Origin of the sequence: Streptomyces swartbergensis, from assembly GCF_002148965.1 — a bacterium.
Taxonomy (GTDB): Bacteria; Actinomycetota; Actinomycetes; order Streptomycetales; family Streptomycetaceae; genus Streptomyces; species Streptomyces swartbergensis.
The window spans coordinates 1-26,404 of the sequence record NZ_NGFN01000081.1 but is presented as its reverse complement, the minus strand read 5'-3'; the positions used below and the strand labels follow the sequence as shown (position 1 = coordinate 26,404).

General features: G+C 72.6%; 27 protein-coding genes. 16 read left to right on the top strand and 11 right to left on the bottom strand.

From position 1 onward, the window contains the following. Positions 1–366: 366 nt before the first annotated feature. The 3 genes from CA983_RS15495 to CA983_RS15485 all read right to left on the bottom strand — a co-directional run bounded on the left by CA983_RS15495 (position 367) and on the right by CA983_RS15485 (position 2,171). Positions 367–633: a DUF5133 domain-containing protein gene (locus CA983_RS15495; RefSeq protein WP_086601487.1), complete on the bottom strand. Its 267-nt coding sequence runs from the start codon at positions 631–633 to the stop codon at positions 367–369. 32 nt (positions 634–665) lie between these two features. Next, positions 666–1,529, bottom strand: a complete 864-nt coding sequence (locus tag CA983_RS15490) for a SigB/SigF/SigG family RNA polymerase sigma factor (RefSeq protein WP_086601486.1) — start codon at positions 1,527–1,529, stop codon at positions 666–668. A gap of 207 nt (positions 1,530–1,736) precedes the next feature. Next, positions 1,737–2,171, bottom strand: a complete 435-nt coding sequence (locus tag CA983_RS15485; RefSeq protein ID WP_086601485.1) for an ATP-binding protein — start codon at positions 2,169–2,171, stop codon at positions 1,737–1,739. A gap of 336 nt (positions 2,172–2,507) precedes the next feature. On the opposite strand from CA983_RS15485, the gene CA983_RS15480 reads away from it, so the two are divergent. The 3 genes from CA983_RS15480 (at position 2,508) to CA983_RS15470 (ending at position 4,991) form a co-directional block, all read left to right on the top strand. Then, entirely contained in the window at positions 2,508–2,729 is a 222-nt protein-coding gene (locus CA983_RS15480) for a hypothetical protein (RefSeq protein ID WP_086601488.1), read from the top strand. Between the two features lie 69 nt (positions 2,730–2,798). Further along, positions 2,799–4,277 (top strand): aminotransferase class I/II-fold pyridoxal phosphate-dependent enzyme, encoded by a 1,479-nt coding sequence (locus tag CA983_RS15475; protein WP_086601484.1) that lies wholly within the window; start codon positions 2,799–2,801, stop codon positions 4,275–4,277. A 258-nt stretch (positions 4,278–4,535) separates the two neighbouring features. Beyond that, positions 4,536–4,991, top strand: a complete 456-nt coding sequence (locus CA983_RS15470) for a cyclic nucleotide-binding domain-containing protein (RefSeq protein WP_086601483.1) — start codon at positions 4,536–4,538, stop codon at positions 4,989–4,991. Between the two features lie 4 nt (positions 4,992–4,995). Here the strand turns inward: CA983_RS15470 and CA983_RS15465 are convergent, their stop codons facing one another. Further along, entirely contained in the window at positions 4,996–6,273 is a 1,278-nt protein-coding gene (locus CA983_RS15465) for an MFS transporter (protein WP_086601482.1), read from the bottom strand. Positions 6,274–6,354: 81 nt separating this feature from the next. Then, positions 6,355–6,972, bottom strand: coding sequence for a LysE/ArgO family amino acid transporter (locus CA983_RS15460; RefSeq protein WP_086601481.1), 618 nt, complete (start codon positions 6,970–6,972; stop codon positions 6,355–6,357). Positions 6,973–7,041: 69 nt separating this feature from the next. On the opposite strand from CA983_RS15460, the gene CA983_RS15455 reads away from it, so the two are divergent. Then, positions 7,042–7,938 carry a LysR family transcriptional regulator ArgP gene (locus CA983_RS15455; protein ID WP_167407382.1) on the top strand — a complete coding sequence of 299 codons (897 nt, stop codon included), beginning with the start codon at positions 7,042–7,044 and terminating at the stop codon, positions 7,936–7,938. A 4-nt stretch (positions 7,939–7,942) separates the two neighbouring features. Here CA983_RS15455 and CA983_RS15450 read toward each other — a convergent pair whose 3' ends face one another. Next, positions 7,943–8,650, bottom strand: coding sequence for a TetR/AcrR family transcriptional regulator (locus CA983_RS15450; protein WP_086601479.1), 708 nt, complete (start codon positions 8,648–8,650; stop codon positions 7,943–7,945). Between the two features lie 115 nt (positions 8,651–8,765). Here CA983_RS15450 and CA983_RS15445 point away from each other — a divergent pair, with 115 nt between their 5' ends. Next, positions 8,766–9,983, top strand: a complete 1,218-nt coding sequence (locus CA983_RS15445) for a saccharopine dehydrogenase family protein (RefSeq protein ID WP_086601478.1) — start codon at positions 8,766–8,768, stop codon at positions 9,981–9,983. Positions 9,984–10,085: 102 nt separating this feature from the next. Further along, entirely contained in the window at positions 10,086–10,337 is a 252-nt protein-coding gene (locus CA983_RS15440; protein ID WP_010033226.1) for a WhiB family transcriptional regulator, read from the top strand. Positions 10,338–10,400: 63 nt separating this feature from the next. Here the strand turns inward: CA983_RS15440 and CA983_RS15435 are convergent, their stop codons facing one another. Beyond that, on the bottom strand, positions 10,401–10,844 hold the full coding sequence (locus CA983_RS15435) for a DUF6098 family protein (protein WP_086601477.1): 444 nt from the start codon (positions 10,842–10,844) through the stop codon (positions 10,401–10,403). A 148-nt stretch (positions 10,845–10,992) separates the two neighbouring features. Here CA983_RS15435 and CA983_RS15430 point away from each other — a divergent pair, with 148 nt between their 5' ends. Continuing rightward, the gene (locus CA983_RS15430) at positions 10,993–11,343 is read left to right on the top strand and encodes a DUF488 domain-containing protein (RefSeq protein ID WP_086601476.1); all 351 of its coding nucleotides are present in this window, start codon (positions 10,993–10,995) and stop codon (positions 11,341–11,343) included. A gap of 23 nt (positions 11,344–11,366) precedes the next feature. Here the strand turns inward: CA983_RS15430 and CA983_RS15425 are convergent, their stop codons facing one another. Next, positions 11,367–13,040, bottom strand: a complete 1,674-nt coding sequence (locus tag CA983_RS15425; RefSeq protein WP_086601475.1) for an FAD-binding dehydrogenase — start codon at positions 13,038–13,040, stop codon at positions 11,367–11,369. A 16-nt stretch (positions 13,041–13,056) separates the two neighbouring features. Then, positions 13,057–13,692 carry a TetR/AcrR family transcriptional regulator gene (locus CA983_RS15420; RefSeq protein ID WP_086601474.1) on the bottom strand — a complete coding sequence of 212 codons (636 nt, stop codon included), beginning with the start codon at positions 13,690–13,692 and terminating at the stop codon, positions 13,057–13,059. Positions 13,693–13,795: 103 nt separating this feature from the next. Between CA983_RS15420 and CA983_RS15415 the strand changes: the two genes are divergently transcribed. The 3 genes from CA983_RS15415 (at position 13,796) to CA983_RS15405 (ending at position 16,592) form a co-directional block, all read left to right on the top strand. Then, positions 13,796–14,419, top strand: a complete 624-nt coding sequence (locus tag CA983_RS15415; RefSeq protein WP_086601473.1) for an alpha-ketoglutarate-dependent dioxygenase AlkB — start codon at positions 13,796–13,798, stop codon at positions 14,417–14,419. A gap of 113 nt (positions 14,420–14,532) precedes the next feature. After that, on the top strand, positions 14,533–15,279 hold the full coding sequence (locus CA983_RS15410; RefSeq protein ID WP_086601472.1) for an MBL fold metallo-hydrolase: 747 nt from the start codon (positions 14,533–14,535) through the stop codon (positions 15,277–15,279). A gap of 41 nt (positions 15,280–15,320) precedes the next feature. Further along, the gene (locus CA983_RS15405; RefSeq protein WP_086601471.1) at positions 15,321–16,592 is read left to right on the top strand and encodes a DUF4032 domain-containing protein; all 1,272 of its coding nucleotides are present in this window, start codon (positions 15,321–15,323) and stop codon (positions 16,590–16,592) included. A 13-nt stretch (positions 16,593–16,605) separates the two neighbouring features. Here the strand turns inward: CA983_RS15405 and CA983_RS15400 are convergent, their stop codons facing one another. Further along, a complete protein-coding gene (locus tag CA983_RS15400) occupies positions 16,606–17,487 on the bottom strand; it encodes a universal stress protein (protein WP_167407381.1) in 882 nt (293 codons plus the stop codon). A gap of 61 nt (positions 17,488–17,548) precedes the next feature. Between CA983_RS15400 and CA983_RS15395 the strand changes: the two genes are divergently transcribed. From CA983_RS15395 to CA983_RS15375, 5 genes are all read left to right on the top strand, one after another. Next, complete coding sequence (locus tag CA983_RS15395) at positions 17,549–17,902, top strand: VOC family protein (protein WP_086601469.1); 354 nt, start codon at positions 17,549–17,551, stop codon at positions 17,900–17,902. A gap of 106 nt (positions 17,903–18,008) precedes the next feature. Then, the gene (locus tag CA983_RS15390; RefSeq protein ID WP_086601468.1) at positions 18,009–19,685 is read left to right on the top strand and encodes an NAD(P)/FAD-dependent oxidoreductase; all 1,677 of its coding nucleotides are present in this window, start codon (positions 18,009–18,011) and stop codon (positions 19,683–19,685) included. Next, a complete protein-coding gene (locus CA983_RS15385) occupies positions 19,682–21,127 on the top strand; it encodes an ATP-binding protein (protein WP_086601467.1) in 1,446 nt (481 codons plus the stop codon). Before CA983_RS15390 ends, CA983_RS15385 begins: the two co-directional genes overlap by 4 nt. Beyond that, complete coding sequence (locus tag CA983_RS15380; protein ID WP_086601466.1) at positions 21,124–21,477, top strand: UBP-type zinc finger domain-containing protein; 354 nt, start codon at positions 21,124–21,126, stop codon at positions 21,475–21,477. The genes CA983_RS15385 and CA983_RS15380 overlap by 4 nt, the downstream gene beginning before the upstream one ends. A 74-nt stretch (positions 21,478–21,551) precedes the next feature. Next, a complete protein-coding gene (locus tag CA983_RS15375; protein WP_086601465.1) occupies positions 21,552–24,527 on the top strand; it encodes a helix-turn-helix transcriptional regulator in 2,976 nt (991 codons plus the stop codon). Between the two features lie 42 nt (positions 24,528–24,569). On the opposite strand, the gene CA983_RS15370 is transcribed toward CA983_RS15375, so the two are convergent. Continuing rightward, positions 24,570–25,814 (bottom strand): SGNH/GDSL hydrolase family protein, encoded by a 1,245-nt coding sequence (locus CA983_RS15370; protein ID WP_086601464.1) that lies wholly within the window; start codon positions 25,812–25,814, stop codon positions 24,570–24,572. A 352-nt stretch (positions 25,815–26,166) separates the two neighbouring features. On the opposite strand from CA983_RS15370, the gene CA983_RS15365 reads away from it, so the two are divergent. Continuing rightward, positions 26,167–26,404: TerD family protein (locus CA983_RS15365; RefSeq protein WP_143645496.1), on the top strand; the 238-nt coding region annotated here is incomplete at its 3' end.

The following is a 26,404-nucleotide window of genomic DNA, read 5'->3' as shown; positions in this document are numbered from 1 at the left end:
CCCACGGTGTCGAGGGTCCTGGCCCGGGTCGTCGTCAGTCTTTGGACGGGCCGGTCCAGTGGGCCGAGACCATGCCGACGCACAGCCGGACGCGGTGGTCAGCGGGACGCTGTGACAGGCTCTGCTGCCCGCGGCGGGGATGGCCCGGCGGTCCGGTTCGCTGAACAGCGGGTCGCTCTCCAAGTCCTACACGGTGACCGGGGCGACGACGCGGGGGCCCCGGCGCAAGGCGGTTCCGTCGTCGCCGACCTGGCTGAGAAGTCGGCGAAAAGTGGCGTGACACGATGGGGCCCGGCCGCGGTTGTCGCCGCCGGCCGGGCCCCTGCGTTATGACGCCTTCCCCGTCATGTCACGCGCGCACTCGGATCACGCGGGCTCCGGTGTCGCCATGCGCTGCCCGGTGATCGTCGGCGGGGCGCTCTCGCGGACCGGTGCGGGTGCGGTCGCGAGCCACTGGTGAGCGACCTTCAGGGCGCGCTCGACGTCCCGGGTGCCGGTGGACACGCACAACGTGTACGCCAGGTCGCGTACCCGAGAGCTCAGATCGGCCGTTTCGCTCGCTGCCACGGCGGCCGACAGTGCCTCGTACTCGTCGACGAGACGGCGCAGCACGGCGGGATGGGGCCTCAGCATATTTCCCTCGCTTTTCGGGGGGGGTCGGGTGGTCAGGCCGTCGTGGAGGTGCCGCCGGTGCCGCGGGTGCCCGTCCGCTGCCCCAGGACCTCGTCACGCACGCGGGCGCAGCTGCGGCTGATGAGGCGGGAGACGTGCATCTGGGAGATGCCCAGGTGGTCGGCGATGCGGCTTTGTGTCATGTCCTCGAAGAAACGCATGTAGAGGATGGCCCGTTCGCGTTCCGGCAGGCGGCGCAGGCCCTCCTTGGCGGACTCGCGGTCGACCACGACGTCGTAGGACGAGTCGGCCGCGCCGAGGGTGTCCGCGAGGCTGTAGCCGTCGTCGTCGGCCGAGAGCTCGGCGTCCAGCGACAGCGTGCTGAAGCTCTCCAGGGCCTCGAGTCCGGCGTTGACCTCTTCCTCGCTCAGGCCGGTGTGGGCGGCGATGTCCGCCACGGAGGGCTCGGGGCTGCCCGGGTTCTGGGTGAGTTCACGGCGTGCCACCCGCACCTTGTTGCGCAGTTCCTGCACACGGCGGGGGACCCGCAGGGCCCACATGCGGTCCCGGAAGTGCCGCTTGACCTCGCCGGTGATGGTGGGGACGGCGTAGCTCTCGAAGGCTCCCCGGCTCGGGTCGAACCGGTCGATGGCCTTGACGAGCCCCAGGGCGGCAACCTGCCGGAGGTCCTCGATCGACTCTCCGCGGTCGCGGAAGCGGCCTGCGATGCGGTGGGCCATGGGCAGCCACAGCGTGACGAGCTCGTCGCGGACCGCTTCCCGCTCGGGCCCTTCCTCCATCTCCGCCAGCCGGGCGAAGAGGGCCGCGGTGTCCGGAGCGTCGTCGTGCCGCCGCCGGGTGGCGGTGGTCGTCGTTTCGGGCGTGCCGGGACGGTTGGTGGGCGTATCGATGAGCATGCGGATTCGCTCCTGAACAACGAGGGTCTCAGGGACTTACCGCGGGAGGGTCGCTGCCCGGATCGCCGGGAGGGCCTCCGGGGCAGTCATGCATACCGCTCCCGCTGGCGCGCCTCCGGTCCGAAGCACGAAATTGCGTCTGCCCTGCCACCGGTGGAGCAAACTCCACTTTGCTGTGCAATCTGGAGGCAACCGGTACACGGGCGTTCAGGAAAGGGGCACAACGGCGGTGATGCACTTGCCGCCGGCGGGCAGGTCGGACACGCGGACGTCGCGGGAGAGCCGGCAGACGATGGGCCAGCCGTGACCGCCGTGCCGCAGCCGTCCGCGCGGATCGGTGGGCGGCGCGGTCACCGGCAGTTCGTCGCTGCGGTCGCTCACCGAGAGCCGCACGCCGGGGCCGTCGATGTCGACCCGGAAGTCGGTGACTCCGCCGCCGTGCAGTATCGCGTTGGTCGTCAGCTCCGAAGCGACGAGCAGCGCGTCGGACAGGGCGTTCGCGTCACACGCGGTGTGGGTGGTGCGGCAGCGCTCGGCCACGGCGCGCTCCACGGCCCGGCGTGCCTCGGCGGGTTTGCACGGCCGGGTCCGGTTCACACCGGGCGGTTCGAATACCGATTCGATCATGTGCTCCTCGCACATCCTTAAGCTCCCTGCTCGGTCAGGCATGAGCCGGGTCCGGACCGCGTACCGGGGCCGCCCGCCCGGGCACGCCTTGGGCTCTCGGACCCGCTGTTCGGTTTCCCTTGCACCGCCCGCGGCTTATGGGCGCCTGTCGCGCGAGTGCCGCGGGTCTCCTTAGTTCGGCTGACCTCTCGCCGCACCTGCAAACCTCGGTCCGCCCCACTGCCGGAAAAAGAGCCCGAAAAGACCCCTGGGAGCCCCGGGACGGCCGTGAATCGAGCCAACGACCGTGAATCGATACCAACGGCCGTGAATCGTTGCCATCACCACGCGTCCTCGGGGTACGCGGTGTCCATGACCGATGTGGTGGATTCGGACGAACTGCTGCGGCGCATCCAGCGCGCGAGGGCCTGCGCGGTGCACGAGGAGCGGACATGGCGGAGCAGGAGCGAGGAACTGGGCGCGACCGACCCGCAGGGAGCCCGGGACGCGACCGTGCGGCAGCTGTCCTACGAGGCGGTGCTCAGGGTGCTGGACGAGATCGTGACTCCGGGCAAACACGCCGCGGAGGGCTGACCAGGAGGACCGTCGCCCGGTGACGGGCACGGGCGGATTGTGAGGTCGCGTGCCGGGAACCCGGTGCGCATGACAGTCGACCACAGCACAGCACCGGTCCTGGAGGCCTTGGACGCGTACCGCCGCAAGGGGCACCTGTCGTTCACGCCGCCCGGGCACAAGCAGGCCCGCGGCGCCGACCCGGCGGTCCGGGAGGTCCTGGGTGACGCGGTCTTCCACGGCGACGTGCTGGCCTCGGGCGGTCTGGACGACCGGCTCACCCGGGGGCGGGTGCTGCAACGCGCCCAGGAGCTGATGGCCGACGCGGTGCACGCCGAGCACACGTTCTTCAGCACGTGCGGCAGCTCCCTGTCGGTGAAGGCCGCGATGCTGTCGGTCGCCGGGCCGCACGAGAAGCTGCTGATCGGGCGGGACGCCCACAAGTCGGTGGTGGCGGGGCTGATCATCTCCGGTATCGAGCCCGTCTGGATCGAGCCGCGCTGGGACGCCGAACGGCACCTGGCCCATCCCCCGTCCGCCGAGGACTTCGACCGGGCCTTCGACGCCCACCCGGACGCACGGGGTGCGCTGGTCACGAGCCCCACGCCGTACGGCGGCTGTGCGGATCTGCGGGCGGTCGCCGAGGCGTGCCACCGGCGCTCGCGGCCGCTGATCGTGGACGAGGCCTGGGGCGCGCATCTGCCGTTCCACCCCGATCTGCCGTCCTGGGCGATGGACGCGGGCGCGGACATCTGCGTGACCAGCATCCACAAGATGGGCAGCGGCCTGGAGCAGGGCTCGGTCTTCCATCTCCAGGGCGATCTGGTCCCGCCGGCGCTACTGGGGATGCGCGCGGACCTGCTGGGCACCACGAGCCCGTCGGTGCTGATCTTCGCGGGTCTGGACGGCTGGCGGCGTCAGATGGCGCTGCACGGCGAGGAGCTGATGGGCGGCGCGCTGGCTCTCGCGGCCGAGGTCCGGTCCGCCATCGAGGAGATCGACGGGCTGCACGTCAACGACCGCGACGACTTCTGCGGCCCGGGCCTTTCCGACGACCTCGACCCGCTGCCCGGCGTCATCGACCTGGCCGGGCTCGGGATCACGGGCTTCCATGCGGCGGACTGGCTGCGCGAGCACCGGCAGATCGACGCGCATCTGGTGGACCACCGCCGCATCGGCGCGCAGATCACCCACGGCGACGACCGGGAGACGACCGGGCAGCTGCTGGAGGCGCTGCGGGACCTGGCGCGGGCCGCGCGGGACCTGCCCCGGGCACCGCGGGTGGAGGTGCCGTCGCCCGCGGAGCTGCGGATGGAACAGGCGGTGCTGCCCCGCGACGCGTTCTTCGGCCCGGCCGAGAACGTGCCGGTGGCGCGGGCGGCCGGGCGGGTCGCGGCGGAGATGATCACGCCGTATCCCCCCGGCATCCCGGCCGTCCTGCCGGGTGAGCGCCTCACCGAGCCGGTGCTGGCGTACCTGCGGACCGGACTGGCCGCGGGCATGCACCTGCCCGACCCCACGAACCCGGAGCTGGAGACGGTCCGGGTCCTCGCCGGGGACGCGGACTGAAGTGAAACGGGTCACGCAACCCGGTCCCGGGTGCGCGTTCGCCCCCTGGATGGTTTACGGTTCATTCATACGTGGTGACAGAGTCGACTCACCGTCCTCCGCACCACCGCTTACGGCCCTGGCTGGTCTCCCCCGTCCAGCCAGGGCTTTTTCATGCCCCGGGAAAGTTCTGCACGCCGAGGTGCCCGCGACCCCGCCAGCGGCTGAAATGGGCGTAGGGAAAGCACCGGAAGTCGACCGCCCGGCGAGGAGCTCCGCATGACCAAAGCGATCAAACTCCTGACCGCCCTGCCTCCGCCCCAGCGGCAGCGTCTGATGACGCTCGCCCGGGAGGTGTCCTTCCCCGAGGACACCCGGATCTTCGAGGCGGGCGGCACGGCCGACCGCTTCTGGGTCATCCGCTCCGGCGCGGTCTCCCTGGACCAGCAGGTGAACTCGCTCCAGCGGGTCACCGTGGCCAGCCTCGGCGCGGGCGACCTGCTCGGCTGGTCCTGGCTGTTCCCGCCGTACACCTGGGACTTCGGCGCGGTGGCCTTCAGCCCCGTACGCGCCTACGAGTTCGACGCGCGGTCCGTGCTGGCACTGTGCGAGGAGGACCCGGAGCTCGGGCTGACGCTGGTGCGGAACGTCGCCGAGGTGCTCGCGCACCGGCTGGAGATGACCCGGGGCAAGCTGATGGAGCAGTACACCCTGCACCGGCGAGGCGCCCTGTGAGACGTCAGACGCGGTAGCGCCGCAGCGCCGGTACGGCGGCGGCCAGCGCCAGCATCACGGCGACGACCAGCAGCCCGCCGCCCGCGACGGCGGTACGCGGGCCGAAGGCGGAGCCCGCGGTGCCGTGCAGCACGTCGGCGAGACGCGGGCCGCCCGCCACGACAACGGTGAAGACGCCCTGCATGCGCCCGCGCATCTCGTCGGTCGCGGCGGACAGCAGGATCGCCCCGCGGAAGACCATCGACACCATGTCGGCGACCCCGGCGACGGCGAGGAACGCCACTCCCACCCACAGGTTGCGGCTCAGCCCGAAGCCCGTGATGGCCGCACCCCAGACGACCACCGACCCGATGACCATCCAGCCGTGCCGGCGGGCCCGGGAGAAGGTGCCGGAGAACAGTCCGCCGAGCACGGCACCGATGGGGATCGCCGCGAACAGCAGACCCAGCGCCAGGCCCTCGCCGTACGGCGCGTAGGTCTGGGCTGCGAGTTGCGGGAACAGGGCCCGGGGCATGCCGAGGACCATGGCGATGATGTCGGCGAGGAAGGACAGCAGCAGCACGGTGTGCCCGGAGATGTAGCGGAAACCGGCGGCGATCTCCTTCACGCCCGCGCGGCGGACCGCCGTGCCGAGGGGCGGCAGCGACGGCAGCCGGTACACCGCCCACACCGTCACGCACAGGGCCAGCGCGTCGATGAGGTACAGCTCGGGCAGTCCGACGACGGGGATGAGGGCACCGGCGAGCAGCGGGCCCGCCACCTGGCCGGTCTGCATCACGGTCGAGCCGAGGGCGCCCGCGGCGGGCAGCTCCTCCTCGGGGACGAGGCGGGCGATGGAGGCGCTGCGGGCCGGTGCGTTCAGGCCCCAGAAGGCCTGCTGCACGGCGAGCAGCACCATGAGCGCGGCCACCGACTCCAGGCCGGTGAAGGCCTGGAACCAGAAGAGCAGCGAGGTCACGGCGATGCCGCTGTTGGTGATCAGCAGCAGCTTGCGCCGGTCCATGCTGTCGGCGATCGCCCCGCCCCACAGCGCGAACACGATCAGCGGCACCAGGCCGGCCAGGCTCGCGCCGCCGACCCACGCCGAGGAGCCGGTGATGTCGTAGACCTGCTTGGGCACGGCGACGGCGGTGAGCTGGCTGCCGACGGCCGTGACGATGGTCGAGCCCCACAGCCGCCGGTAGGCGGGGCGGCGCAGGGGGCGGGTGTCCATGGCCCAGCGCCGCCGGGGCGCGTGCGGCTCCGGGTCCTGCTCCGCCGTCTTGCTGTCGCTCGTGTCCACTCGCCGCTTCCTCGATGTCCGCTACATCTTTCTGGGCGGGGATCACTATCGCACCGGTCGCCGGGCGCGCGGCGGCCGGTCTCAGCTTCCGGCGATGAGCACGGCACCGAGCACGATCATGGTGGCGGCGACCAGGCCGTCCAGGACCCGCCAGGCGGCGGGCTCGGCGAGGAAGCGGCCGAGCATCCGGGCGCCGAAACCGAGGGCGGCGAACCAGCACAGGCTGGCCAGCACGGCGCCGAGGCCGAACGTCCAGCGCAGCGGGCCGTGGTCGGCGGCGACGGAGCCGAGCAGGAACACGGTGTCGAGGTAGACGTGCGGGTTGAGCCAGGTCATCGCCAGGCAGGTGAGCACCGCCCGGCGCCGCGACCCGGCCGCCGCCCCGTCCGTCCGCAGCGCGCCGCCGTCCGGCCGGAACACCCGCCGGGCGGCCAGGGCGCCGTAGCACAGCAGGAACGCGCCGCCGATCCAGCCGATCACCGTCAGCGCGCCCGGCCACGTCACCACCACCGCCCCGATGCCGCCGACCCCGAGCGTGATGAGGGCGGCGTCGGACAGGGCGCAGATGCCGACGACGGCCAGGACGGCCTCGCGGCGGACCCCTTGGCGCAGGACGAAGGCGTTCTGGGCGCCGATGGCGACGATGAGGGACAGGCCGGTGCCGAATCCCGCGGCTGCGGCGGTGAAGGTGCTGGTCATGGCCGTGACGCTACGGACAGGCGCAGCTCAGGTACAGCTAAAGATTCTTACGTATCATTAGCGCGCGTGATGACCGATCTGCCTCTGGACCAGGTGCGGACCCTGCTCGCGGTCGTGGACGAGGGGACGTTCGACGCGGCGGCGGCCGCGCTGCATGTGACGCCGTCGGCGATCAGCCAGCGCGTGAAGGCGCTGGAACAGCGCACGGGGCGGGTGCTGCTGCTGCGGACCAAGCCGGTGCGGCCGACCGAGTCGGGCGAGGTGCTGGTGCGGCTGGCCCGGCAGGTGGCGCGGCTGGAGCGTGACGCGTACGCGGAGCTCGGGCTGAGCGGCGCCGGGGAGCCGACCCGGATCTCGGTGGCGGTGAACGCGGACTCGCTGGCCACCTGGTTCCTCCGGGTGCTCACGCGCGTACCGGAGGAGCTGCGGCTCTACTTCGAACTGCGCCGTGAGGACGAGGACCACACGGCGGCGCTGCTGCGGGAGGGGGTGGTGATGGCCGCGGTGACCTCGTCGCCGGATCCCGTGCCGGGCTGTTCCGTCCGGTCGCTGGGACGGATGCGCTACCTCCTCGTGGCCGCGCCGGACTTCGCCGCGCGCCACCTCGGCGGGCCGCTGGAGCAGGTGCTCCCGGACCTGCCCGTGGTGGCCTTCGACCGGCGGGACGACTTCCAGGACGGCTTCGTGCGCCGGCTCACCCGGGGGCGCAGCAGCGCCAGCGCGCTGCGGCACTACGTGCCGACCTCGGAGGGTTTCGTCGAGGCCGTGGCCGCCGGACTGGGCTGGGGCCTGGTGCCCGAGGCCCAGGCGGACCCGCTGCTGCGCACCGGACGGCTGGTCGGGTTCGCCCCGGGCCGGACGGTGGACGTGCCGCTGTACTGGCAGCAGTGGAAGCTCGACTCGCCCGCGCTGGCGCAGGTGGCCGAGACGGTGACGGCGACCGCCGGGGAGGCGCTGCTGGCGTGACGCCCTACTCCCGGACGCCGTCCAGCTGGGCCGCCGCGCTGTCCAGCAGCATGTCGAGGGCGGTCGGACAGGCGCTGGTGAGCATGCGGGTGGCGAGCAGGGGTGCCGCCTCCGCGATGCGGGGGTGGGTGGTGGCGGGCAGGCGGGCGTACGTCGAGCGCCACATCTCCTCGTCGGCCCGCAGCGAGGCGCTGGGCAGGGCCAGGGAGGCGGCGTCGAGCGCGGCGAAGGCCAGTGTGGTGTCGACGAAGGCGTGGTAGACGCGCACGGCGTCCGGCAGCGGGAATCCCGCCGTGCGCAGGATGTCCAGGACGGCCTCGTCGGCCGCGAGTTCGTGGGCCCGGCCCGAGACGCGGCTCGCGGTGAGCACGGCCGCCTGCGGATGCTCCACGTACGCGGCGTGGATGCGCAGCCCGACGGCCCGCAGGTCCGCCCGCCACTCCCCCGTCGGCGCCCAGCCGCGCAGCGCCTGCCCGATCAGCGCGTCGCCGATCGCGAGCGTCAGATCGTCCATGCCCCGGAAGTACCGGTAGAGCGTGCTCGGGTCGGCGTCCAGGGCCAGGCCGAGCCTGCGGGCGGTCAGCCCCGCGCTGCCGTGTTCGCGCAGCATGCGCAGCGCGGTCTCGACGATGAGCTGTTCGGACAGCACGGTGCCGCTCTTGGTGGGCCTGCGCCGGCGGCGTTTCCCCTCGGGCACCACGGGCTTCGGCACGACGGGCTCCCTCCACCGCGGCTCCTTATGCCAACGCCATTGACCTTAGAACACGGGGCGACGTTGTATCTCCCCGAGGGCGCGCCACGTTCTTCACAAAAGGGGAGTTTCTGACATGCGTGTACTGCTCGTGGGTGCCGGGGGCGTGGGCGGCGCGATCACCCGGATCGCGGCCCGGCGGCCCTTCTTCGAGGCGATGGTGGTGGCCGACTACGACCGGGGCCGGGCCGAGGCGGCGGTCACGGCGCTCGGCGGTGACGCACGGTTCACCGCCGGACAGGTGGACGCGGGCGACGAGGCGGCAGTGGCCGGGCTGCTGGCGCGGCACCGCTGCGACGTGCTGCTCAACGCCACCGATCCCCGGTTCGTGATGCCGCTGTTCCGCGCGGCCCGCGCCGCGGGCGCCACGTATGTCGACATGGCGATGTCACTGTCCCGGCCGCACGCCGAGCGGCCGTACGAGGAGTGCGGGGTCAGGCTCGGCGACGAGCAGTTCGCGCAGGCGGCCGACTGGGAGAAGGAGGGTGTGCTGGCCCTCGTCGGCATGGGCGTGGAGCCGGGCCTGTCGGACGTCTTCGCGCGGTACGCCGCGGACGAACTCTTCGACGAGATCGAGGAGATCGGCGTCCGCGACGGCGCGAACCTGACGGTCGACGGCTACGACTTCGCGCCCTCGTTCAGCATCTGGACCACCATCGAGGAGTGCCTCAACCCCCCGGTCGTCTACGAGGCCGGCCGGGGCTGGTTCACCACCGAACCCTTCAGCGAGCCCGAGGTGTTCGACTTCCCCGAGGGCATCGGCCCGGTCGAGTGCGTGAACGTCGAGCACGAGGAGGTGCTGCTCGTCCCGCGCTGGGTCGACGCGCGCCGCGTCACCTTCAAGTACGGCCTGGGCCGCGAGTTCGTCGAGACGCTGAAGACGCTGCGCCTGCTGGGTCTGGACCGCACCGACCCGGTGACCGTGCCGGGCCCGGACGGTCCGGTGGCGGTCTCGCCCCGGGACGTGGTCGCCGCGTGCCTGCCCGACCCGGCGACGCTCGGCGAACGGATGCGCGGGAAGACGTGTGCGGGCACGTGGGTGCGGGGCGTGCGGGACGGGAAGCCGCGCGAGGTGTACCTCTACCACGTGGTCGACAACCAGTGGTCCATGGCGGAGTACGGCTCCCAGGCCGTGGTGTGGCAGACCGCCGTGAACCCCGTCGTCGCGCTCGAACTCCTCGCCTCGGGCGCCTGGTCGGGCGCGGGTGTGCTCGGCCCGGAGGCCTTCCCCGCCCGCCCGTTCCTGGACCTGCTGACCGCTTACGGCTCGCCCTGGGGCATGCGCGAGCAGTGAGCGTATCCGGAGCCGCGCTGTTTCACCACGCGTCGACAGGTGACCCGAAAAGGAGCAATCATCCGAACGGGCACGTTTCTACTGCGATCGCAGGTGACTTCGATGGACAACTGGCGAGACCACGCTGCCTGCCGGCACGAGGACCCCGAGCTCTTCTTCCCGATCGGCACCTCCGGCCCGGCCCTGCTGCAGACCGAGCAGGCCAAGGCGGTATGCCGACGCTGCCCCGTCCAGGAGCAGTGCTTGCAGTGGGCGCTGGACACGGGGCAGTCCATCGGTGTGTGGGGCGGGACCAGCGAGACGGAACGGCGAGCGCTGAAGCGGCGGGCGGCGGCCCGGCGGCGCTCCGGCTGACGCCCCCACCCACGCCACATGGGGGCGCCGCTCCGGTCGGCGCCCCCACTCCCCCTGGGAGCCTCAGCTGCGGCGCAGCGACCCCCAGGGGTTCTCCTGCCGGGACACCTCCGCCTTCGCCTCGTCGATCACCTGCTGGTCGATCCAGCACATCGGCCGGGCGTCGGTGACCAGCGGCTCGTTGTCGGGTCCGCGCGAGGTCTCCTGCCCCGCGAGCACCCAGGCCCGCACACCCGGCCCCTTCTCGTGCGGCAGATGGGCGTAGTCGTGCAGACGACGCGCCACCCACACCCGGACGGGCCGGTCCTCCCACCAGTCCTCGACGTCGAGCGGGTTGGCGGACAGGCCCGGCATGGACACGCCCGTCAGATCGTCGGTGCTGGACACGTCGCGGAGATCGGTCGCGGGGCCGCGCGACCAGCGGACGTACAGACCCTGGTGCCGTTCGACCAGCTCCGTGAGCTCGGCAAGTGTGCGCACGACCGGCAGGTCGTCCGATCCACTCATGTCGTGTCCTCCTCCCTCGACGCCGTCAGGCGGACGGAGTACCCGCTCGGCGCGAGCGGAATCGGCCCTTCGGCCCGGACGGGTGCCGGCGCCCGGCCGGGGTTACGCTCGCGGCACACTCGCCCGTCGCAGCAGAAGGGGGCCGAGCATGAGCGTCCGCGTACGCCGCGTCTACGATCCGCCCGAGCCGGAGGACGGCATGCGCGTCCTGGTCGACCGGCTGTGGCCGCGGGGGCTGGCGAAGGACGCGGCGCGGGTGGACGAGTGGCCGAAGGCGATCACCCCGTCGACGGAGCTGCGCCGCTGGTACCACGCCGGCGAGGGCTCGTACGAGGAGTTCGCCGGGCGGTATGAGGCGGAACTCGCCGCCGAGGAGGCGGCCGAGCTCCTCGACCACGTCCGTGACCTGGTCCGCAAGGGCGACGTGACGCTGCTGACCGCGTCGAAGACGCCGGAACGCAGCCACGCCGCGGTGCTGGCCCGCCTCGTGCGGAGCTGAGGAGGCGGGCCGTCCGGGCACGTTCAGGCGGTCTGCTTCGCCGCCGCCCGGCCCGCCGCCCGCCCCGAGAAGAGGCAGCCGCCGAGGAAGGTGCCCTCCAGCGCGTTGTAGCCGTGGACACCGCCGCCGCCGAATCCGGCGACCTCGCCGGCCGCGTACAGCCCCTCCACCGGCTTGCCGTCGGTGCCGAGGGCGCGGGAGTCGAGGTCCGTCTGGATGCCGCCGAGCGTCTTGCGGGTGAGGATGTTCAGCTTGACGCCGATCAGGGGGCCGGCCGCCGGGTCGAGGATGCGGTGCGGGGTGGCGACCCGTCCGAGGCGGTCGCCGATGTAGCGGCGGGCGTTGCGGATGCCCTGCACCTGGGCGTCCTTGGCGTAGGGGTTGGCGATCTGGAGGTCGCGGGCCTCGATCTGGCGCCTGATCCCGGCCGCGTCGAGGAGCGGCTTGTCGGTGAGCTCGTTCATCTTCTCGACGAGCTGTTCGACACTGGGGGCGGTCACGAAGTCGGCGCCCTTGCGCAGGAACGCGTCGACCGGCCCGGGCGCGCCCTTGCCGAGGATGCGTTCCTTCAGGAAACCGGCGCGGTCCTTGGCGGTGATGTCGGGGTTCTGCTCGGAGCCCGACAGGGCGAACTCCTTCTCGATGATCTTCTGCGTGAGGACGAACCAGGAGTGGTCGTACCCGGCGATGTCCTCGGTGGTCCGCAGGTGCTTCAGGGTGCCGAGGGTGTCGTAGCCGGGCAGGTACGGCCCGGGCAGGCGGCGGCCGAGGGCGTCGAACCACATCGAGGACGGTCCGGGCAGGATGCGGATGCCGTGGCCGGGCCAGATCGGGTCCCAGTTCCGCAGGCCCTCGGTGTAGTGCCACATGCGGTCGCGGTTGACCAGCCGTACGCCCGCCTCGGCGCTGATGTCGAGCATCCGTCCGTCGACGTGGGCCGGTACGCCGGTGACCATCTCCCGCGGCGGGGTGCCCAGGCGCTCGGGCCAGTAGCGGCGGATGATGTCGTGGTTGGCCCCGATGCCGCCGCTGGTGACGACGACGGCCTGGGCGGTGAGTTCGAACTCGCCGATGGCGTCGCGGTTGGAGGCGACGCCCCGGGGCGAGGAGTCCTCGGCCAGGACCGTGCCGCGCACCCCGCGGGCGCTGCCGTCCCGCATGACCAGTTCGTCGACGCGGTGGCGGTGGTGGAAGGTGAGCAGTCCGTCGCGCGCGGCCTGCTTGGCGTAGCGGACGAAGGGTTCCACCACGCCGGTGCCGGTGCCCCAGGCGATGTGGAAGCGGGGCACCGTGTTGCCGTGCCCGTGCGCCGTGAGGTCGCCGCGCTCGGCCCAGCCGACGGTGGGCAGGAACGTGATGCCGTGCCCGTGCAGCCAGGACCGCTTCTCCCCCGCGGCGAACTCGACGTAGGCGCGCGCCCAGCGCACGGCCCAGGAGTCCTCGTCGTCCAGCCGGTCGAAGCCCGCGCTGCCCCGCCAGTCGCTCCAGGCGAGCTCGAAGGAGTCCTTGATGCCCAACCGCCGCTGCTCCGGCGAGTCGACGAGGAACAGCCCGCCGAAGGACCAGAAGGCCTGACCCCCGAGGTTGGCGGCGTTCTCCTGGTCGACGAGGGCGACCCTCCTGCCCCTGCTGGTCAGTTCGTGTGCCGCGACCAGGCCGGCGAGGCCCGCTCCGACGACGATGACGTCGGCGTCCATGGCGACGTTCCCTTCTTCAGTTCTGCCGGTGATCGGGAGTGCCGCTGCCGTCGGTCAGCAGGGCCGTGAGCAGTTGCTTCAGCCAGGCGCGGGCGTGCTCGACGTCCCCGTCCAGCAGCAGCTGTGTGGTGACGCCGTCGTAGGCCGCGACCACGGCGTGGGCGGCGCCGTCCGTGTCGCCCAGCACGGCGGGCAGCGCGGTGTGCCCGCGGGCCCGGGCGAGCCGGTCGGCGATCGCCCGCCGCAGCCGCGCGCGGTGCTCCAGCAGGCTCCGGGCCACGTCCGGGTCGCGGGCGGCGTGCACCAGGAAGTCCGTCTTCACCAGGAGCCAGTCCCGGTCGAGGAGCAGCACGTCGGTGACGCGGTCCACGGCGGCCGGCACGTCGAGGCCGGGCCCGTCGAGGGCGAGGGCCCCGGCCACCTGCTCCGCGATCAGGTCGGCCCGCTCCTGGTAGAGGGCGAAGAACAGCTCGTCGAGGCTGGAGAAGTTGGAGTAGAAGGCGCCCCTGCTGTAGCCGGCGGCCTCGCAGACCTCCTCGATGGAGACGTGCCCGAAGCCCTTGGCCGCGAACACGGAGAACGCCGCGTCCAGGAGGTTGGCACGGGTGCGGACACGGCGCCTGGTCACACGCCCGGTCGTTCCCTCCCCCATGTCCGGCCTCCTTTCAATACGTGACTGTATTCGATACACCGATGCATCGAAAGCCCCAGCATTCCCATGGAACAAGTATTCGATTACGAGGTACCCTGGGACCATGCACCTCCAGGGCTCCCTCTTCGACCAGACGGACGAGCTGCGGCTCGGGCCTCTCGACGGGATCCGCCGGACCCACCTCGGTTTCGGCGCCTGGCTCGACGTGCTGCCCGGGTGGCTCAGCGGTTCCGACGTGCTGTTCGAACAGCTCGCCGCCGAGGTGCCGTGGCGGGCGGAGCGGCGCACGATGTACGACCACGTCGTCGACGTCCCCCGGCTGCTCGCCTTCTACGGCGCCGAGGACCCGCTGCCGCACCCGGTCCTGACCGAGGCGCGCGACGCGCTGAGCGCCCACTACGGCGAGGAACTGGGCGAGCCGTTCACGACGGCCGGGCTGTGCTTCTACCGAGACGGCCGGGACAGCGTGGCCTGGCACGGCGACCGGATCGGGCGGGGTGCACGCGAGGACACGATGGTCGCCATCCTGTCGGTGGGAGCGCCCCGCGACCTGCTGCTGCGCCCGATGCGGGGCGGCCGCGACACCGTGCGCCGGCCACTGGGCCACGGCGACCTGATCGTGATGGGCGGCTCCTGCCAGCGCACCTGGGAGCACTCCGTTCCCAAGAGCACCCGCGCGACGGAGCCGCGCATCAGCATCCAGTTCCGCCCGCACGGCGTGCACTGAGCCCGAACGACCATGACCCGCCGGTCCGTTGAGGCGGACCCGGCCATACCACCCGCCGTGGGGTCTGCTTTCCTTCTCTCGTCGGGCTGGGACCACACCAACGCGGGGCGATCATGCGGGCGGACGTACACCATGTCGCGGACGGCACCTACCTGGTGCACGGCTCCAACACCAACTGGGTGATCCTCACGGAGGGGGACGCCGTCACGCTGGTCGACACCGGCTACCCCGGCGACCGGGAGCAGCTCCTCGCCTCGCTCGCTCGGGTGGGAAGCTCCCCGGAGGCGGTCGCGGCGGTGCTGATCACGCACGCGCACAACGACCACCTGGGTTCCGCCGAGTACCTGCGCGAGAGATACGGCACGCCCGTGTACCTGCACGAGGCCGAAGTGCCGCACGCGCGCCGGGAGTTCTTGCACCAGGTGTCCCTCGGGACGGTGCTGAGGAACGGCTGGCGCCCCGGGGTGCTGCCGTGGGCCGTGCACGCGCTGCGTTCCGGCGGCACCATGCACAACCCCGTCACGGCCCCCGAGCCGTTCCCGGCGGCGGGCGCCCTGGACCTGCCCGGGCGGCCCGTGCCGGTGCACACGCCGGGCCATACCGACGGGCACTGCGCCTACCACCTGCCGGGCACCGGTGTGCTCGTCTCCGGCGACGCCCTGGTCAGCGGGCACCCCACCTCGCGGGTCGAGGGGCCGCAGCTCCTGCCGGACATGTTCCACCACGAGCGCCCCCGTGCCGTGGCCTCCCTGGACGTCCTCGCGGAGCTGGAGGGCGAGCTGCTGCTGCCCGGGCACGGTCCGGTCCACCGCGGCTCCTTGGAGGACGCCGCGCACCGGGCCCGGGAGCGCGCCCTCTAATCTGAGGTGACGATCAGCGGCGAGACAAGGACACCCGGCCCATGGCACTTCAGATCAGCGCGACCAACCCGGAGCATCCCGCGCTTCTGCTGGAGCTGCCGTGGGACCTGCCCCTGGAGGAGTGGCCGGAGGAGTACCTGGTGCCGCTGCCGCGCGGTATCTCCCGGCACGTGGTGCGCTACTCCCGGGCCGGCGACGAGGTGATCGCCGTCAAGGAGCTGGCCGAGCGGCCCGCGCAGCGCGAGTACGGGCTGCTGCGCGACCTGGACCGGATCGGCATCCCGGCGGTGGACCCGCTGGCCGTGGTCACCGGCCGTACCGACGCGGACGGCGCCCCGCTGGAGAGCGTGCTGATCACCCGGCACCTGGGCGGCTCGATGCCGTACCGCTCGATGTTCGAGACGACCATGCGCCCGGCCACCATGCACCGGCTGATGGACGCGCTCGCCGTGCTGCTGGTGCGGCTGCACCTGGCCGGGTTCGCCTGGGGCGACTGCTCGCTGTCCAACACCCTCTTCCGGCGCGACGCGGGCGCCTACGCCGCGTATCTGGTGGACGCCGAGACCGGTGACCTGCATCCGCGGCTCAGCTCCGGGCAGCGCGAGTACGACCTGGACCTCGCCCGCGTGAACATCAGCGGGGAGCTGCTGGACCTGGAGGCGTCCGGGGCGCTGCACCCGTCGGTGGACCCGATCGAGTTCGGCATGGAGATCTGCGCCCGCTACCGCGGCCTGTGGGACGAACTGACCCGCACGTCCGTCTACCCGGCCGGCAAGTACCACTACATCGAGCGCCGGATACGCCGCCTGAACGACCTCGGCTTCGACGTCGCCGAGATGCAGATCGAGCACGCCTCGAACGGCGACACGGTCACCTTCGTGCCCAAGGTCGTCGACGCGGGCCACCACCAGCGCCAGCTGCTGCGCCTGACCGGGCTGGACGCCGAGGAGAACCAGGCCCGGCGGCTGCTGAACGACCTGGAGAGCTGGATGGCGACCCAGGACGACTACGCCCCGGGCGACCCTCCCCCAAGTTCTCGGCTTCGCTCGAACAGGGGGGACCCCCATGGCGCCCGCCCGGAGGTGCTGGCCCACCGCTGGGTGCGGGAGGTGTTCCGGCCGACCGTGCGGGCGGTGCCGCCCGAACTGCGCGGTTCGATGGACCCGGCGGAGATCTACCACCAGCTCCTCGAACACCGCTGGTACATGTCCGAGCGGGCCCAGCACGACATCGGCATCGAAACGGCGGTCGAGGACTACATCAAGAACATCCTCCCCAAGGCCCGCAAGACGCTTCAGCCGACGGCGGAGTGAGCCACAGCCGCCGTCACCCGTGCGGGACCACGGCCACCGGGCAGTCCGCGTGGTGCAGCATCCCGTGCGCCACCGAACCGATCCGGGCGCCGACGGCCGTGCGGTGGGCACGCCGGCCGACGACCATCAGCTGGGCCGTCCCGGCCACCGACAGCAGCACCTGCCCGGCGCTGCCCATCTCGACGTGCTCCTCCACCGGCACGTCGGGGAAACGCTCCCGCCACGGCCGGACCGCGGCGGCCAGTGACTTCTTCTCGTACGGCTCCAGCCCCCCGGCCTCGTCGAGGAGCTTCAAGGAGCCCGGGCTGTAGGCGAACACGGGCGGCAGGGTCCAGGCCCGTACGACCCGCACGGTCGCCCCGCGCGCGGCAGCGGTCTCGAACGCGAACCGCAGCGCGTCGGCGCTGTCCTCCGGGTCGCCCTGCTGGCCCACGACGACCTCCCGCCCGGCGGCCTCCACCGAGGGCTGGTCACCGGCCCGGACGAGCACGACGGGCCGGGTGGCCTCGGCGATGACCTGCTGGCCGACCGAGCCGAGCAGGAAACCGACGATCGGCCCGTGGCCGCGCGAGCCGAGCACCAGCAGCTCGGCACCGGCAGCCGCGGCGACCAGGGTGTCGACGACCGCGCCCTCCACGACGTCGGTGGTCACCTCCAGGTCCGGGTGCCGTTCGGCGATGGTCCCGACAGCCTCGGTCACCGCGCCGTGCACCCACTCGGCCTGGCTGTCCGCGTCCCCGGTGATCCCCGCTCCGAGCGCCTCCTGCGGCTGGACCCGCCAGGCGTGCACCACGCGCAGCGGCCGGTCGCGCCGCACCGCCTCGCGGGCCGCCCAGGCGAGGGCCGCGAGGCTCTCCTGCGATCCGTCGAACCCTGCGGTGATCGGGCGTGTCATCCGGCTGCCTCCTTGTGAAAATGTCACTGCGACGATGATCAGTCTTCACTACTCTGCCCGCATGACCTTGGAGTGGGAGCAGGTAATCGTGGACTCGGCCGATCCCGTGGCCCTGGGCCGCTGGTGGGCCGAGGCGCTGGGCTGGACCGTGGTGAACGACGCACCCGACGAGTTCGAGATCCGGCCCGCCCCGGACCGGCTGCCGGGGTTGCTCTTCACGACGGTGCCGGAGAGCAAGACCGTCAAGAACCGTCTCCACCTCGACTTCCGGCCCGACGACCAGGAGGCCGAGGTGGCCCGCCTGCTGGCGCTCGGCGCGCGGCACGCCGATGTCGGGCAGGGCGAGCAGAGCTGGGTGACGCTCGCCGACCCGGAGGGCAACGAGTTCTGCGTGCTGGGGGCCCGCCGGAGCTGATCTCCGTATCGGAGCGCACCGCGGCGATCGAACATACGATGGGCGGAGGTCGGCGCGGTGCCCCGGGGTGCCGTGCCGTGAGTCGACCGCCCGGTGTGGGGGACGTATGGCACAGGCCGCCGATGCGGCGCGGACCGTCATCATGACCGTGGACGACGACCCGGGGGTCTCCCGGGCCGTGGCCCGGGACCTGAGGCGGCGGTACGGCGCGTCGTACCGGATCGTGCGCGCGGAGTCCGGCGAGTCCGCGCTCGACGCGCTGCGGGAGCTGAAGCTGCGCGGCGATCTCGTGGCCGTGATCCTGGCCGACTACCGGATGCCGCGGATGAACGGCATCGAGTTCCTCGAACAGGCCCTGGACGTGTACCCGGGTGCCCGGCGGGTGCTGCTGACGGCGTACGCGGACACGAACGCGGCGATCGACGCGATCAACGTCGTCGACCTCGACCACTACCTGCTCAAGCCGTGGGACCCGCCCGAGGAGAAGCTCTACCCGGTCCTCGACGATCTGCTCCAGGCATGGCGGGCCGGTGACCACCGGCCCGTGCCCAGCACGAAGGTCGTCGGGCACCGCTGGTCGGCGCGCTCCTCGGACGTCCGGGAGTTCCTGGCCCGCAACCAGGTGCCGTACCGCTGGTACTCCTCCGACGAGCCGGAGGGGCGGCGGCTGCTGGCCGCTGCCGGTGCGGACGGGATGCGGCTGCCGGTGGTGATCACGCCGGACGGGACACCGCTGGTCGAACCGGAGGCCGTCGACCTCGCCGCCCGGGTCGGGCTGGCGACGACCCCGACGGCCGAGTTCTACGACCTCGTCGTGATCGGCGGCGGTCCGGCCGGGCTCGGCGCGGCGGTCTACGGCGCCTCCGAGGGGCTGCGGACGGTGCTCGTGGAGCGGTCCGCGACCGGCGGGCAGGCCGGGCAGAGCTCACGCATCGAGAACTACCTGGGCTTCCCCGACGGCGTGTCGGGAGCCCAGCTCACCGACCGGGCGCGGCGGCAGGCGGCGAAGTTCGGCGCCGAGATCCTCACCGCGCGCGAGGTGACGGCGCTGGAGGCCAACGGCGCCGCCCGGATCGTACGGTTCTCCGACGGCTCGGCGATCGCCGCGCACAGCGTGATCCTTGCGACCGGCGTGTCCTACCGCCAGTTGGAGGCGCCCGGCTGCGAGGACCTGACCGGGTGCGGGGTGTTCTACGGATCGGCCCTGACGGAGGCCCCCTCCTGCCAGGATCAGGACGTGTACATCGTCGGCGGCGCCAACTCCGCCGGGCAGGCGGCGATGTACCTGTCACGGGGCGCCAAGTCGGTGACCCTGCTGGTGCGCGGCGAGTCGCTGGCGGCGTCCATGTCGCACTACCTCATCCAGCAGATCGAGGAGTCCCCCAACATCCAGGTGCGCACCCGCACGGTCGTCGAGGCGGCGCACGGCGACGGCCATCTGGAGCAGCTCACCCTGCGGGACGTGGACAGCGGTCAGACCGAACGGGTCGACGCGCAGTGGGTGTTCGTGTTCATCGGCGCGGCCCCGCTGACCGGCTGGCTGGACGGGACGGTGCTGCGGGACGAACGCGGGTTCATCCTCGCCGGGCCCGACCTGACCGCCGACGGCCGCCCGCCGGAGGACTGGGAGCTGGACCGGCCGCCGTACCACCTGGAGACCAATGTGCCGGGCGTGTTCGTGGCGGGTGACGCCCGCTCCGAGTCCGCCAAGCGGGTCGCGTCCGCCGTCGGAGAGGGAGCCATGGCCGTGATGCTCGTCCACCGGTATCTGGAGCAGTCATGAGCGGGCAACCCCTGCCGTGCGCCCCGCAGGAGATCGGCTCCCTGTTCCTGTTCGAGAAGCTGACCCCCGAGCAGCTGGGGCGGCTGTGCGCCGAGGGGCGGGTGGAACAGTTCGAACCCGGCCCCGTCTACACCGAGGGCGAACCCGCCACCTGCTTCTACGTGCTGCTGGAGGGCACGGTCGTGCTGTACCGCCGGGTCGGCGGGGACGACGTGGAGGTGACCCGGACCTCCCAGCGCGGGGTGTACGCGGGGTCCATGCAGGCCTATCTGGGCGACCGGGTGCGGCAGGTCTACAACAACTCCATGCGCGTCACCGAGCCGACGCGGTTCTTCGTGCTGCCCGCCGACACGTTCGCGGGCATCATGCAGGAGTGGTTCCCGATGGCGGTGCATCTGCTGGAGGGGCTGTTCTTCGGCTCGAAGAACACCCAGCGGGCCATCGGGCAGCGCGAACGGCTGCTGGCGCTCGGCTCGTTGTCCGCCGGCCTCACCCACGAGCTCAACAACCCCGCGGCGGCGGCCGTACGGGCGACCGCGACACTGCGGGAGCGGGTGGGCAAGATGCGGCACAAGCTGGCCATCATCGCGCAGGGTTCGTACTCCCCCGAGGTCATGGCGAACCTCATCGACCTCCAGGAACGCACCGCCGAGCGGGTCGCCAAGGCCCCGACGCTGAGTCCGCTGGAGGCCTCCGACCGCGAGGACGCGCTCAGCGACTGGCTCGACGACCACGGCATCCCGGACGGCTGGCGGATCGCGCCCGCCTTCGTGCAGGCCGGTCTCGACGAGGACTGGCTGGACCAGGTGGCGGCGGCGGTGGACGAGGAGCTCCTGCCGAGCGCCATCGGGTGGCTCAACTACACCGTCGAGACCGAGCTGTTGATGGACGAGATCAACGACTCGACCACCCGCATCTCGCATCTCGTCGACGCCGCCAAGCAGTACTCCCAGCTCGACCGGGCGCCCTTCCAGAACGCCGATGTGCACGAACTGCTCGACAGCACCCTGCTGATGCTGTCGGGCAAGATCGGTCGGCAGATCAAGGTCGTCAAGGACTACGACCGGACGCTGCCGAGGATCCCGGCGTACCCGGCGGAACTCAACCAGGTGTGGACGAACCTGATCGACAACGCGGTCGCGGCGATGAACAGCGCGGGCGGGGAAGGGACGTTGACCGTGCGGACGGCCCGGGACCACGACCGGCTGCTGGTGGAGTTCCGGGACACGGGCGTCGGTATCCCGGCGGAGGACCGGGGGCGGATCTTCGACCCGTTCTTCACGACGAAGCCGGTGGGTGAGGGGACCGGGCTCGGGCTCGACATCTCCTGGCGGATCGTCGTCAACAAGCATCACGGGAGCATCCAGGTGGAGTCGGAGCCGGGGGACACGCGCTTCCAGGTGCTGCTTCCGCTGACAGTGGTCGAGGAGGAGTCGGCATGAGTGGTGAGAACGGGATCGACCCGAGTGTTCCGCCGAGCGGGAGCGGGTGTGCGGAGTGCGAGGCTGCCGGGGGGTGGTGGTTCCACCTTCGGCGGTGTGCGCAGTGCGGGCATGTGGGGTGTTGTGACAGTTCGCCCGCGCAGCATGCGACGGCTCATTTCAGGGAGTCGGGGCATCCGTTGGTGCAGAGCTTCGAGCCGGGTGAGGGCTGGTACTGGGACTACTCGACGAACGAGTTGTACGAGTCGGGGCCGGAGCTGGCCGCGCCGGTGAGTCATCCTGCGGATCAGCCTGCGCCGGGGCCTGCGGGGCGGGTGCCGGATGATTGGGCGAAGGTGTTGCGGGCCTGAGAGCTCGGGGCTTGATGTTCGGTGGCGGCTGCAGGTTGTTTGTGGTTGCTCGCGCCCCGCGGCGGAGCCGCACAATGTCACAGCCCCGCGCCCCTGAAAAGAAGGTTGGTTCTGTGCCGCAGGCTTCATCTGTTACGCCGGTTGTCGGGAGGGATGCCGAACTCACGCGGCTCTCCAGGGTGCTGGGGCGTGCGCGCGGGGGTGAGGCACGGGCCGTGCTGATCGCCGGGGACGCCGGTGTCGGCAAGACGCGGGTGCTGGACGAGGTCGGGAAGCGGGCGGCCGAGGCCGGCATGACCGTGGTCACCGGGCATTGCGTGGACCTCGGTGACGTCGGTCTGCCCTATCTGCCGTTCACCGAGATCCTGGGCGTGCTCGCCGCCGACGAGCGGTTCGCTGCCGCTCTGGCCGCCCATCCCGTGGTCGGGCGGATGCTGGGGGCCGGGAGCGATTCCGCGCGGGACGTCGACGGGCGGTTGCGGCTGTTCGAGGGGATGGCGGGGCTGCTGGCCGATGTGGCGGGTGTCGCGCCGCTGTTGCTCGTGCTGGAGGATCTGCACTGGGCCGACCAGTCGTCGCGGGATCTGCTGCGGTTTCTGCTCGGCCGGGGTGTTCTGCGGCACCGGCTGGCGGTGTTCGCCTCATACCGGGCGGACGACCTGCACCGTCGCCATCCGCTACGGCCGCTGCTCGCGGAGCTGATACGGCTGCCCGCCGTGGAGCGGCTGGAGCTGCGGCCGCTGGGCGATTCCGATGTGGCCCGGCTGGTGCGGCAGCTCGAACGGCGTCCGCTGGCGGAGGCCACGGTGCGGCGGATCGTGGAGCGGGCCGAGGGGAACGCCTTCTACGCGGAGGAGTTGCTCGCGGCGACGGACACGGAGTCCGGTGGGGTGCCCAGCGGGCTCGCCGATGTGCTGCTGATCCGCTTCGAGCAGCTGTCCGACACCGCGCAGCAGGTGCTGCGGACCGCGGCGGTCGCCGGGCGCCGGGTGGAGCACGAGCTGCTGCGGGAGGCGGTCGGGCTTCCCGAGGAGGAGCTGGAGTCGGCGCTGCGCGAGGCGGTGGGGCGGCAGTTGCTCGTCGCCGGGGACGACGACACGTACTCCTTCCGGCACGCCCTCGCCCGTGAGGCCGTCTACGCCGATCTGCTCCCCGGGGAGCGGGCGCGGCTGCACGGCGCGTTCGCCCGGCTGCTCGCCGGGCGGGGCCGGGCCGCGGAGAGCGCCGCCGAGCGTGCCCACCACTTCCGGGAGAGCCACGACCTCGCCGAGGCGCTGACCGCATCCCTGGAGGCCGCCGACCACGCCCAGCGGGTGGGCGCGCCGGCCGAGGAACAGCGGCATCTCGAAACGGCCCTCGACCTGTGGCCGGCGGTGGGTGCGGAGGCGCGGCCGTCGGGCCGAGGGGTCGACCGGGTGACGCTGACGTTGCGGGCCTCGGCGGCGGCCGCGCACGCCGGGGAGCTGCACCGGGCGGTCTCCCTCACGCGGTCCGCGCTGGCGGAGCTCGGCCAGGACGCCGACTCCGAACTCGCCGCCCGGGTCCGCTACACCCTCGCCGGGAACCTGTTGAGCGTGGACAGCCTGACGTCGGCGTTCGCCTACAGCAGCGAGGCCCTGGCGATGATCCCCGAGGATCCGCCGTCGCGTACGTGGGTGTGGGCGGCGGCCACGCATGCCATGGCCGCACGCCACGTCGGGGGGAACGAGACCGCGCTGCGGGTCGCCCGGCGGGCCCTGAGCGTGGCCGAGGAACTGCGGATGACCGACGCCCAGGCGGACCTGCTGGTCTCCCTGGCTGTCGTCGACCGAGGTGGGCGGCGCGGCCCGGAGGGCCGTGAGCGACTGCTGCGGGCCCGGGAGCTGGCCCGCAGTTCGGGCAACGCGGCCGTCGAGCTGCGTGCCCTGTTCAACCTGGCCATGGGCAGCTACGAGTCCGGGGCGCTGGCGGAGTGCGTGCCCTGGCTGACGGAGGGTCTGGACCGGGCCCGGCGCGCCGGGCTGCTGTCGTCCCCGTATCCGCTGGAGATGCGGTACCTGCGGCTGGTGGTGCTGCATGTGCTGGGCCGCTGGGACGAGTGTGTGCGGGCGGCGGCGGCCGATGCCGAGCTGCTGCCGACCGCCGGCGCTTACACGGTCGGTCCCGCGCTGTATGTCGCCCTGGCCCGGGGCGACATGACGGCCGCCGACCGGGCGCGTGCCCTGCTGGACGGGCCCTTCGACTGGATGGCCGTCCTGGTCGCGGGCATCGCGCTCACTGATGCCGCGGCACTGCGCCGTGATCCCGAGGACGCGGTGCGGTGGACGCGGTCCACGGTCGCGGCCCTCACCGACGGGGCGGGCGCCCGCCCGGACGTCACGGTCCGGCTCGCCGCCCTGGCGTTGTCCGCGGTGGCCGACGCGGCCGCCGAGCCGCGGTCGGCCGGCGACGCGGCGAGGGCCCGCCGCTGGACGGACACCGCGGCCGAACTGGTGGAGCTGGCGCGGGCCACCGCCATCCACGGCGAGGACGGCGCTCCCCAGGGCCCCGAGGGGCAGGCGTGGCTGGCCCGTGCCGAGGCGGAGTGGATCCGGGCCGTCTCGGGGCCGGACGCCGCGGCCTGGTCTCAGGCGGTGACGGCGTTCGGCTACGGCGACGTCTACGAGCAGGCGCGCTGCCGGCTGCGGTACGCCGAGGCCCTAGTGGCGGCCGGGCGTCGCGAGGAGGCGGCGGCCGAGGCCCGCGAGGTCCGGGAGACCGCCGACCGCCTCGGCGCCACGCCGCTGCGGGAGCAGGCGGACGCCCTGGTCCGGCGCGGCCGCCTGGCGGACACGCCGGACGCCGACGAGCGCGCCGGGGTGCTCACCGCACGCGAGCAGGAGGTGCTGCGGCTGCTCGCGCTCGGCCGCAGCAACCGGCAGATCGGCGAGGAGCTGTTCATCACCGGCAAGACGGCCAGCGTCCACGTCTCCAACATCCTCGCCAAGCTGGGCGCGTCGAGCCGTGGCGAGGCGGTGGCGATCGCCTACCGGGAGGGTCTGATCACCCCGGAGCCGTCGGCGTCCGGCTGACCGGCGGGCCGCCGGCCGGCAGGGGCGTGTCCCTGACCCGGGTCAGCGAGTCCCGCAGTCGAGGCTCTCCAGGTCGACGGCGTCGGCCATCGCCCGCATCCCCTTGTCGTTGGGATGCAGGTGGTCGCCGCCGTCGAAGGCGGGGAGGATCCGCTCGGGATCGTAGGGACTGCGCAGGATGCGGTCGAAGTCGGTGACCGCGTCGAACTCGCCGCTGCTGCGGATGAAGGTGTTGACCTCCTGGCGCACGGCTTCCCCGGCCGGGTCCCATTCCCGCCAGCCCTTGTAGGGGGCGATCGTGGCCGCGACGACGCACTTCCCGGCCGCGTGCACCCGGTCGGCCAGCGTGCGGTACCCGTCGATGAGTTCGCCGGCCGTGGCGCCGGGCTCGGCCTTGATGTCGTTGACACCCTGGAAGAGGAACACCGTGCGCAGGCCGGGCAATGAGAGCACGTCCCGCGACAGGCGGTTCAGGGCGCTCTGTCCGGGGCCGTCGGTGAGGACCTTGTTGCCGGCGATGCCCGCGTTGGCCACTCCCTCGACGGTCGTCACCGGGGACGTGCGCAGCCGGCGGGCGAGGTGGTCGGGCCAGCGGCGGTCGAGGCCGGTCGTGGACTGCCAGCCGTCGGTGATCGAGTCGCCGAGGGCGGCCACGGCGCCCGCCGCGGGCCGGGGCCGCACGGTGACGGCGTCGAGGTAGAACCAGGAGCCGGTGCGCTGCCCCCAGTTGGCGCCGCTCTCCTCCGCGGTGTGGTCGCCCTCGGCGGTGTACGACGTCTGCATCGCCATCCAGTGCCCGGTGAGCGCTCCTCCCGCCCGGGGGACGTAGAGGCTGACCACGAGCTTGCTCGCGGCGGGGACGTGGCCGGGCATCGGGTCGCTGTAGACGATGCCGCCGGCGGGGACCGTGACGGAGCGCGCGCCGCCGAAGGTCAGGCGCCGGTTGCTGCCGGGGACGAGCGCGGCTCCGTCGCGCTGGAGACCCGCGTGGACGTTGCCGAACGTCACCGGCTGGTCCCCGAAGGCGTTGGACAGCCGCACCCTGAGGCCGGTGCCGCCGACGCTGGTGCGCACGACCAGCCGGTAGCCGCGGCCGTCGGCCGCCGCGCCGACGCGGTCGGCGGAGGAGGCCCAGGTGACCACGCCGTACCCGGTCCCCGTCGGGGCACTGGTCGGCGGGGCCGGATCGTCGCCCTGGGGTGTCCCGCCGGAACCGCAGCCCAGCACCAGGCAGCAGGAGAGGGCGGCCGGGGCGGTGCGGCGGCGGGGGCGTGCGGTGCGTGGCATCGTGGGCGCTCCTTCGGCCGGTATGCACGGGCGGGCGGTGTCAGGGGGAGAGATCCCGCAGCGTCGCGGAGCCGCCGGGAGCAGGTCGGATGTTCCGTGCCGTCCCGGCGTACGACACCGTAGTGGTGCGGCCTGCGACGCTGTGCGGGTGGCCTCGGTGTGTCTGACCTGCCGTCGGCGCGGGTCGAGGACGAAGTACGACCGTGCCGGTGTGGGGGCCGCCTCCCCCAGGCGGACGTCGGCTTCGCAAGCGTGGGCCCGGCTGACGAGGGAACCCTCGCGCCGCCACGGCCGTTGTCCGGGCATCCGCGTCCCCAGGGGGAGGCCGGTACGACGACAGCAGGGGGGCRTGATGAACGAGTTGGTCCCCGGTGGCAATCTGCCGCTGCCGGGCGGGGCGGTGACCGTCCGGGTGCCCGGCCCGTTCGACGTGTCCGCGCTCGTCACGGACGACGGCGGAAAAGTGCGGGACGACGGCGACTTCGTCTTCTACAACCAGCCGGCCGCGCCGGGAACGACGCTGCAGGGCGACGCGCTCACCGTGGACCCGGCGAGGCTGCGTCCCGGCGCCACCCGGGTCACCGTCGCCA

What these genes read in the sequence shown, in the direction of transcription:
- CA983_RS15475 (WP_086601484.1), top strand. Translation starts at nt 2,799, where the DNA reads ATGACAGTCGACCACAGCACAGCACCGGTCCTGGAGGCCTTGGACGCG.
- CA983_RS15380 (WP_086601466.1), top strand. Translation starts at nt 21,124, where the DNA reads ATGAGTGGTGAGAACGGGATCGACCCGAGTGTTCCGCCGAGCGGGAGC.
- CA983_RS15370 (WP_086601464.1), bottom strand. Translation starts at nt 25,814, where the DNA reads ATGCCACGCACCGCACGCCCCCGCCGCCGCACCGCCCCGGCCGCCCTC.
- CA983_RS15400 (WP_167407381.1), bottom strand. Translation starts at nt 17,487, where the DNA reads ATGACACGCCCGATCACCGCAGGGTTCGACGGATCGCAGGAGAGCCTC.
- CA983_RS15425 (WP_086601475.1), bottom strand. Translation starts at nt 13,040, where the DNA reads ATGGACGCCGACGTCATCGTCGTCGGAGCGGGCCTCGCCGGCCTGGTC.
- CA983_RS15445 (WP_086601478.1), top strand. Translation starts at nt 8,766, where the DNA reads ATGCGTGTACTGCTCGTGGGTGCCGGGGGCGTGGGCGGCGCGATCACC.
- CA983_RS15480 (WP_086601488.1), top strand. Translation starts at nt 2,508, where the DNA reads ATGACCGATGTGGTGGATTCGGACGAACTGCTGCGGCGCATCCAGCGC.
- CA983_RS15385 (WP_086601467.1), top strand. Translation starts at nt 19,682, where the DNA reads ATGAGCGGGCAACCCCTGCCGTGCGCCCCGCAGGAGATCGGCTCCCTG.
- CA983_RS15435 (WP_086601477.1), bottom strand. Translation starts at nt 10,844, where the DNA reads ATGAGTGGATCGGACGACCTGCCGGTCGTGCGCACACTTGCCGAGCTC.
- CA983_RS15410 (WP_086601472.1), top strand. Translation starts at nt 14,533, where the DNA reads ATGCGGGCGGACGTACACCATGTCGCGGACGGCACCTACCTGGTGCAC.
- CA983_RS15375 (WP_086601465.1), top strand. Translation starts at nt 21,552, where the DNA reads ATGTCACAGCCCCGCGCCCCTGAAAAGAAGGTTGGTTCTGTGCCGCAG.
- CA983_RS15460 (WP_086601481.1), bottom strand. Translation starts at nt 6,972, where the DNA reads ATGACCAGCACCTTCACCGCCGCAGCCGCGGGATTCGGCACCGGCCTG.
- CA983_RS15420 (WP_086601474.1), bottom strand. Translation starts at nt 13,692, where the DNA reads ATGGGGGAGGGAACGACCGGGCGTGTGACCAGGCGCCGTGTCCGCACC.
- CA983_RS15390 (WP_086601468.1), top strand. Translation starts at nt 18,009, where the DNA reads ATGGCACAGGCCGCCGATGCGGCGCGGACCGTCATCATGACCGTGGAC.
- CA983_RS15415 (WP_086601473.1), top strand. Translation starts at nt 13,796, where the DNA reads ATGCACCTCCAGGGCTCCCTCTTCGACCAGACGGACGAGCTGCGGCTC.
- CA983_RS15440 (WP_010033226.1), top strand. Translation starts at nt 10,086, where the DNA reads ATGGACAACTGGCGAGACCACGCTGCCTGCCGGCACGAGGACCCCGAG.
- CA983_RS15430 (WP_086601476.1), top strand. Translation starts at nt 10,993, where the DNA reads ATGAGCGTCCGCGTACGCCGCGTCTACGATCCGCCCGAGCCGGAGGAC.
- CA983_RS15395 (WP_086601469.1), top strand. Translation starts at nt 17,549, where the DNA reads ATGACCTTGGAGTGGGAGCAGGTAATCGTGGACTCGGCCGATCCCGTG.
- CA983_RS15470 (WP_086601483.1), top strand. Translation starts at nt 4,536, where the DNA reads ATGACCAAAGCGATCAAACTCCTGACCGCCCTGCCTCCGCCCCAGCGG.
- CA983_RS15490 (WP_086601486.1), bottom strand. Translation starts at nt 1,529, where the DNA reads ATGCTCATCGATACGCCCACCAACCGTCCCGGCACGCCCGAAACGACG.
- CA983_RS15455 (WP_167407382.1), top strand. Translation starts at nt 7,042, where the DNA reads ATGACCGATCTGCCTCTGGACCAGGTGCGGACCCTGCTCGCGGTCGTG.
- CA983_RS15485 (WP_086601485.1), bottom strand. Translation starts at nt 2,171, where the DNA reads ATGTGCGAGGAGCACATGATCGAATCGGTATTCGAACCGCCCGGTGTG.
- CA983_RS15405 (WP_086601471.1), top strand. Translation starts at nt 15,321, where the DNA reads ATGGCACTTCAGATCAGCGCGACCAACCCGGAGCATCCCGCGCTTCTG.
- CA983_RS15495 (WP_086601487.1), bottom strand. Translation starts at nt 633, where the DNA reads ATGCTGAGGCCCCATCCCGCCGTGCTGCGCCGTCTCGTCGACGAGTAC.